4 protein-coding genes are annotated in these 4,751 nt (G+C 72.9%); all 4 read left to right on the top strand.

Annotated features, from left to right (window positions below; genetic code table 11):
* Positions 1-736, top strand: a 736-nt coding sequence (locus GUI43_RS34140; RefSeq protein ID WP_502322469.1) for a serine/threonine kinase C-terminal domain-containing protein, incomplete at its 5' end; no start/stop codon positions are given.
* Positions 737-855: 119 nt separating this feature from the next.
* Complete coding sequence (locus GUI43_RS34860) at positions 856-2,487, top strand: serine/threonine-protein kinase (RefSeq protein ID WP_244220459.1); 1,632 nt, start codon at positions 856-858, stop codon at positions 2,485-2,487.
* 103 nt (positions 2,488-2,590) lie between these two features.
* Positions 2,591-3,400 carry a metal-dependent hydrolase gene (locus tag GUI43_RS33035; RefSeq protein ID WP_091404025.1) on the top strand — a complete coding sequence of 270 codons (810 nt, stop codon included), beginning with the start codon at positions 2,591-2,593 and terminating at the stop codon, positions 3,398-3,400.
* Positions 3,397-4,305, top strand: a complete 909-nt coding sequence (locus GUI43_RS33030) for an amidohydrolase family protein (RefSeq protein ID WP_112700702.1) — start codon at positions 3,397-3,399, stop codon at positions 4,303-4,305. Before GUI43_RS33035 ends, GUI43_RS33030 begins: the two co-directional genes overlap by 4 nt.
* Positions 4,306-4,751: the final 446 nt, after the last annotated feature.

Below are 4,751 nucleotides of genomic sequence, written 5' to 3'. Positions count from 1 at the left end.
CGCCTCCGCCACGCCGGCCCCGGATCCGGCGGCCGCCGGGCGTACCGCGCGCCGCGTCGCGGTGGTCGCTCTCGCGCTGCTGGTCGCCGTCGTGGCCGGCGTCGCCACCGCGCTGACCGTCGCCGACGACAAGCCCCGCGACCCCACCGGCTGGTCCACCCCGTCGCCGAACCGTCCGCCCAACGGCGGGCCGATCGGCCCCGGCCCGCCACCGAGGGGGCGGAACGTCGCCCCGCCCCCGTTCGCCTGTGTCCGCCCGGACGTCGTCGGATCGCCCGTGCAGGCCGGTACGCCGAACCCGGGCGAGGAATTCCGGCCGCCGCCCGGCTGGCTCTGGCACGCCGACACCGCCGGCTTCCGGGTCTCCGTACCGGCGACGTGGCTGACCTCCCGCGACGGCACGGTGACGTGCTTCCAGGACCCAGCGACCAGCCGGGCCTTCAGCGTCGCCGACGGCGGCGCCGCCGATCCCCTGGAGCTTCTACGGACCGCCCGCGAGACGGCGGCCGCGGCAGGCGCCCTGCCGGGGTACGACGAGATCCGGCTCGCCGCGGGCGACGGCGGAGCCGAGTGGGAACTCCGTTGGCAGACGCCGCACGGCCCGTGGCTGCACGCCCGGCAGGAGGTCCTCGGTGCCGACCGCTGGACGCTGGGTTGGATCACCCGGGACGAGGACTGGGCCGGGGCCGCAGCCGACTGGGAACGGGTGCGAAAGAGTTTCCGACCACCCCGCTGACCTGCACCGTATGGCCATGATCCGGACCACCGTCCGTCGTGGATCGAGGCCGCTCAGTGGATGAGAAAGCCGGCATTGGTGGCTATCGTGGATCCCGGGGTGACCGAGGGGGAGCGACCGTGCATCAGTTGCTGATCGCGGGTCGGTACCGGCTGCTCGACCTGGTCGGCACCGGCGGAATGGGCCGGGTGTGGCTTGCTCGCGACGAGATGTTGCATCGCGACGTGGCGGTGAAGGAGGTCGTGCCGCCGTCCTGGCTGGCCGAGACCGAGCGCGAGGAGTTGCGGCTCCGAACCCTGCGTGAGGCGCGCACCGCCGCCCGGCTCAACCATCCCAACGTGGTCCGCCTCTACGACGTGGTCCACGACCGGGAGAGCCCCTGGATCGTGATGGAGTACGTGCCGTCACGATCGGTGCAGCAGATCATCAGCGCCGAGGGGCCGTTGAGCCCGCAGCGCACCGCCCGGATCGGGCTGGCGGTGCTCGCCGCGTTACGCGCCGCGCACACGGCCGGGGTGCTGCACCGCGACGTGAAGCCGCACAACGTGCTGGTGGCCGACGACGGGCGGGTGGTACTCACCGACTTCGGGCTGGCCACCTTCGACGGCGGTGACGGTGTGATGACCGGGCCCGGCACTGTGCTCGGCTCGCCGCAGTTCGTCGCCCCCGAGCGGGCCCGCGAAGGGGTGTCCGACGCCCGCACCGACATGTGGTCGCTGGGCGCGACGCTCTACGCGACGGTCGAGGGGCAGTCACCGTACGCACGGTCGAGCGCGATGGCGACGCTCAGCGCGCTGGCCACCGAACCACCGGATCCGATGCGTCGGGCCGGCCCGTTGCGTCCCGCCCTCATCGGCCTGTTGCAGCGCGACCCCTGGCGGCGCTTGACCGCCGCCGAGGCGGAGCCGCTGTTGCGCAGCGCCGCGGCGAGCCACGGCGAGCCCGCCGGGTCGGTCCGCTCCTCGGCGGTCGCGGCGGTCCTCAGCGCCGGGCGGGCCATCGCGCCGCACCCGGTCGAACCGGTGGCCCCGCCGGACGAGCCGGCCACGCCGGCCCCGGGCCCGCGCCCGCGGCGCCCACCCGGCCGGCGACGACGCCTGATCGCCCTGGGTGGTGCGGCCACCGCTCTGCTCGTCGCGGGTGGCGTCACGCTGGCTCTGGTCAACCGGCACGATGATCGGACCCCACCGTCCGGCTCGGGTGGTGGCGCGCCGACCTCCCGGCCGGCGGCGTTCGCCTGCACGTCGGCCCCGCCACCGTCGGCGACCCCGGTGGTGGCGGTGTCACCGCCACCCGACGTGAAGTACGGGCTGCGCGAGGGCTGGACCTGGTACGACGACCCGACCGGGTTCCGGATCGCCGCGCCGGTGGGGTGGGCGCGCTGGACCGAGGGCTCGGTGACCTGTTTCCGGAAATCCGGCGGGTCCCGGGTGCTCAGCGTCGAGGCGGGGCCGGACCGCGCGGATCCGGTGGCGTACTGGAAGGCCGAGGAGGCTCGGCTGACCGCGACTGCGGCGTTGCCCGGCTATCGCAGGGTGGACATCTCCGCGATGGACATCTTCGAGGGTGGCGCGGTGTGGGAGTGCGGCTGGCAGAACGCCGTCGGCGTTCCGGTGCACAGCTTCCGGCTGTTGGCCAACACCTCGGCCGACCGTTCCTACACCGTCTCGTGGTTGACAGAAGAGTTCGACTGGCAGGTCAACGCGGCATACTTGCCGATGATCCGGCAGAGCTTCACCCCCACCCTCTGACACGGTCCGATGTGGACCTTCCGGGTGATGCCCCTGCGGCGCCGGCGCTTACTACAGTGGCGTAGTTTTGGGCGCTCAAGATCCCTGGGGAGGGTGAGCCGAGATGATGGGACCGCAACACGCGCTGTCCGGCGCGGCGGTGTGGCTGGCTGGCTCCTGGGCACTGGAGCAGTTCGCCGACTACCACCAGTCGCCGCTCGCGTTGGCGGTGGGCACCGCGGTGTGCGCCGGTGGCGCGCTCTTTCCCGACCTCGACATGTCGGGCAAGGTGACCAAGAACCAGGGTGGGGCCACCGTGGCCCGTACCTTTGGAGTCTTCTCGCTCTTCGCCGCCGAGGTGATGGAGAAGATCTCTCTCGGGGTCTACTACGCCACCAAGCTCAGCAGGGACCCACGCCGCAACAACGGGCACCGGACGCTGACCCACACGCTGCCGTTCACCCTGCTGGTCGGCTGGGGCACCACCGCGCTCTGCGCCGCGTACGGCAAGTGGGCGGTCATCACCATCCTGTTCTTCATGTTCGGCCTGGCGCTGCGCGGGCTGTTCGACGAGTGGGCCGAGCGGGCCGGATGGGTGATCATCACTCTCGCGTCGGCCGGGGCGGCCTGGTTCACCTTCGCCAACCTGCCGGGCGGACGCGGCTATCCGCTGATCGGCACCGCGCTGGGCGTGGGCTGCTTCGTGCACATCCTCGGCGACATGATCACCAGAGCGGGCGTGCCGATCCTCTGGCCGATCCCGATCAAGCGGCGCATGTGGATGATGATCGGCCTGCCGAACAGCATCGCCCTGCGCGTCGGCAGCAAAGCCGAAGTGGTCGGGATGCGCATCGCGCTGACCGTCGTCTCCGCGCTCGCCACCGTCGGCCTGATCGCGCCCTCGGTGCTGAGCCGTTTCGACATCGACATATGACCGATCCGGCCCCGGCGATCCCGCCGGCCGAGGACGAACGCGTACCGGAGTTCTGCCGCGCCCTGGGGCTGCCCGGCCTCGCCGACGTGCACGTGCACTTCCTGCCGCCGCGCCTGCTGCGTCGGGTGTGGGCCTACTTCGACGCCGCCGGTCCGCTGGTCGGCACCGAGTGGCCGATCCGCTACCGGTGGAGCGACGCCGACCGGGTCGCACACCTGCGCCGGCTCGGGGTGCGGGCGTTCAGCGCCCTGGCGTACGCGCACCGACCGGGCATGGCGGCGGAACTCAACCGCTGGACGCTGGACTTCGCCCGCGACACCCCCGGGTGCCTGGCCTCGGCCACGTTCTACCCCGAGCCGGAGGCCCCCGGGTACGTCGAGGCGGCCCTCGCCGAAGGCGCGCGAGTGTTCAAGTTGCACCTGCAGGTCGGCGGCTTCGCGCCGACCGATCCGGCGCTGGACCCGGTGTGGGGAATGCTGTCCGACGCGGGTGTGCCGGTGGTGGTGCACGCCGGGCACGCACCGGTGGGGACCGCCAACACCGGCCCGGACCCGTTCGCCGCCCTGCTCGCCCGCCACCCTCGGCTGACCGCCGTGGTGGCGCACCTGGGCGCCCCGGACTACCGGGCCTTCCTGGACCTCGCCGAGACGTACGAGCGGGTCCGGCTGGACACCACAATGGCCTTCACGCCCTTCTTCGACCAGTTCGTCCCCTTCCCCGCCGAGGAGTTGCCCCGGTTGCGCGAGTTGGGGCTGGCCGGCAAGGTGCTGCTGGGCAGCGACTTCCCGAACATCCCGTACCCGTACGCCGACCAGGTGACCGGGCTGGCCCGCCTGGACCTGGGCGACGACTGGCTACGCGCGGTCTGCTGGAACAGTGCCGCCACCCTCTTCAACCTGCCCTGACCCCACCCCGCCCCCGGCCGGCCGCCGCGCTCCCGCCTCCACCTCACCGCGGCGCCCCGCGCCTCGCACCCTCGCACCCTCGCGCCTCGCGCCCCCGCGTCCTCGCACCCCGCACCCCGCACCCCGCACCCCGCACCCCGCACCCCGCACCCCGCACCCCGCACCCCGCACCCAAGATCGTGCTAGATCCTTGATGTAGTGGCCTCCTCGCGACCAGAGGGAACTACATCCAGGATCAAGCGCGATCTTGGCCGCCGTACCAGTTGACAGGCGGCCAAGATCCGCGCAACTTCCCGGATGCTGCTGCCTCTGGCGGGTGGGAGGCAGCAGCATCCCCGATGTTGCGCGGATCTTGGCCGCGACCATCAGGTGCGACCGACCGACCGGGAGCCGCGCGGTGCCGGCTGAGCGCGGCGCGGCGCGGCGCGGCTGGGCGCGGCGCGGCG

The sequence above is a fragment of the Micromonospora noduli genome (assembly GCF_003264365.1).
Taxonomy (GTDB): Bacteria; Actinomycetota; Actinomycetes; order Mycobacteriales; family Micromonosporaceae; genus Micromonospora; species Micromonospora noduli.
Note: the sequence above shows the minus strand (reverse complement) of the source record. Positions and strands in the feature narration are given on the sequence as shown.

Excerpts from the sequence above, each read along its gene's own strand:
- GUI43_RS33035 (WP_091404025.1), top strand. The coding sequence starts at position 2,591 with ATGATGGGACCGCAACACGCGCTGTCCGGCGCGGCGGTGTGGCTGGCT.
- GUI43_RS33030 (WP_112700702.1), top strand. The coding sequence starts at position 3,397 with ATGACCGATCCGGCCCCGGCGATCCCGCCGGCCGAGGACGAACGCGTA.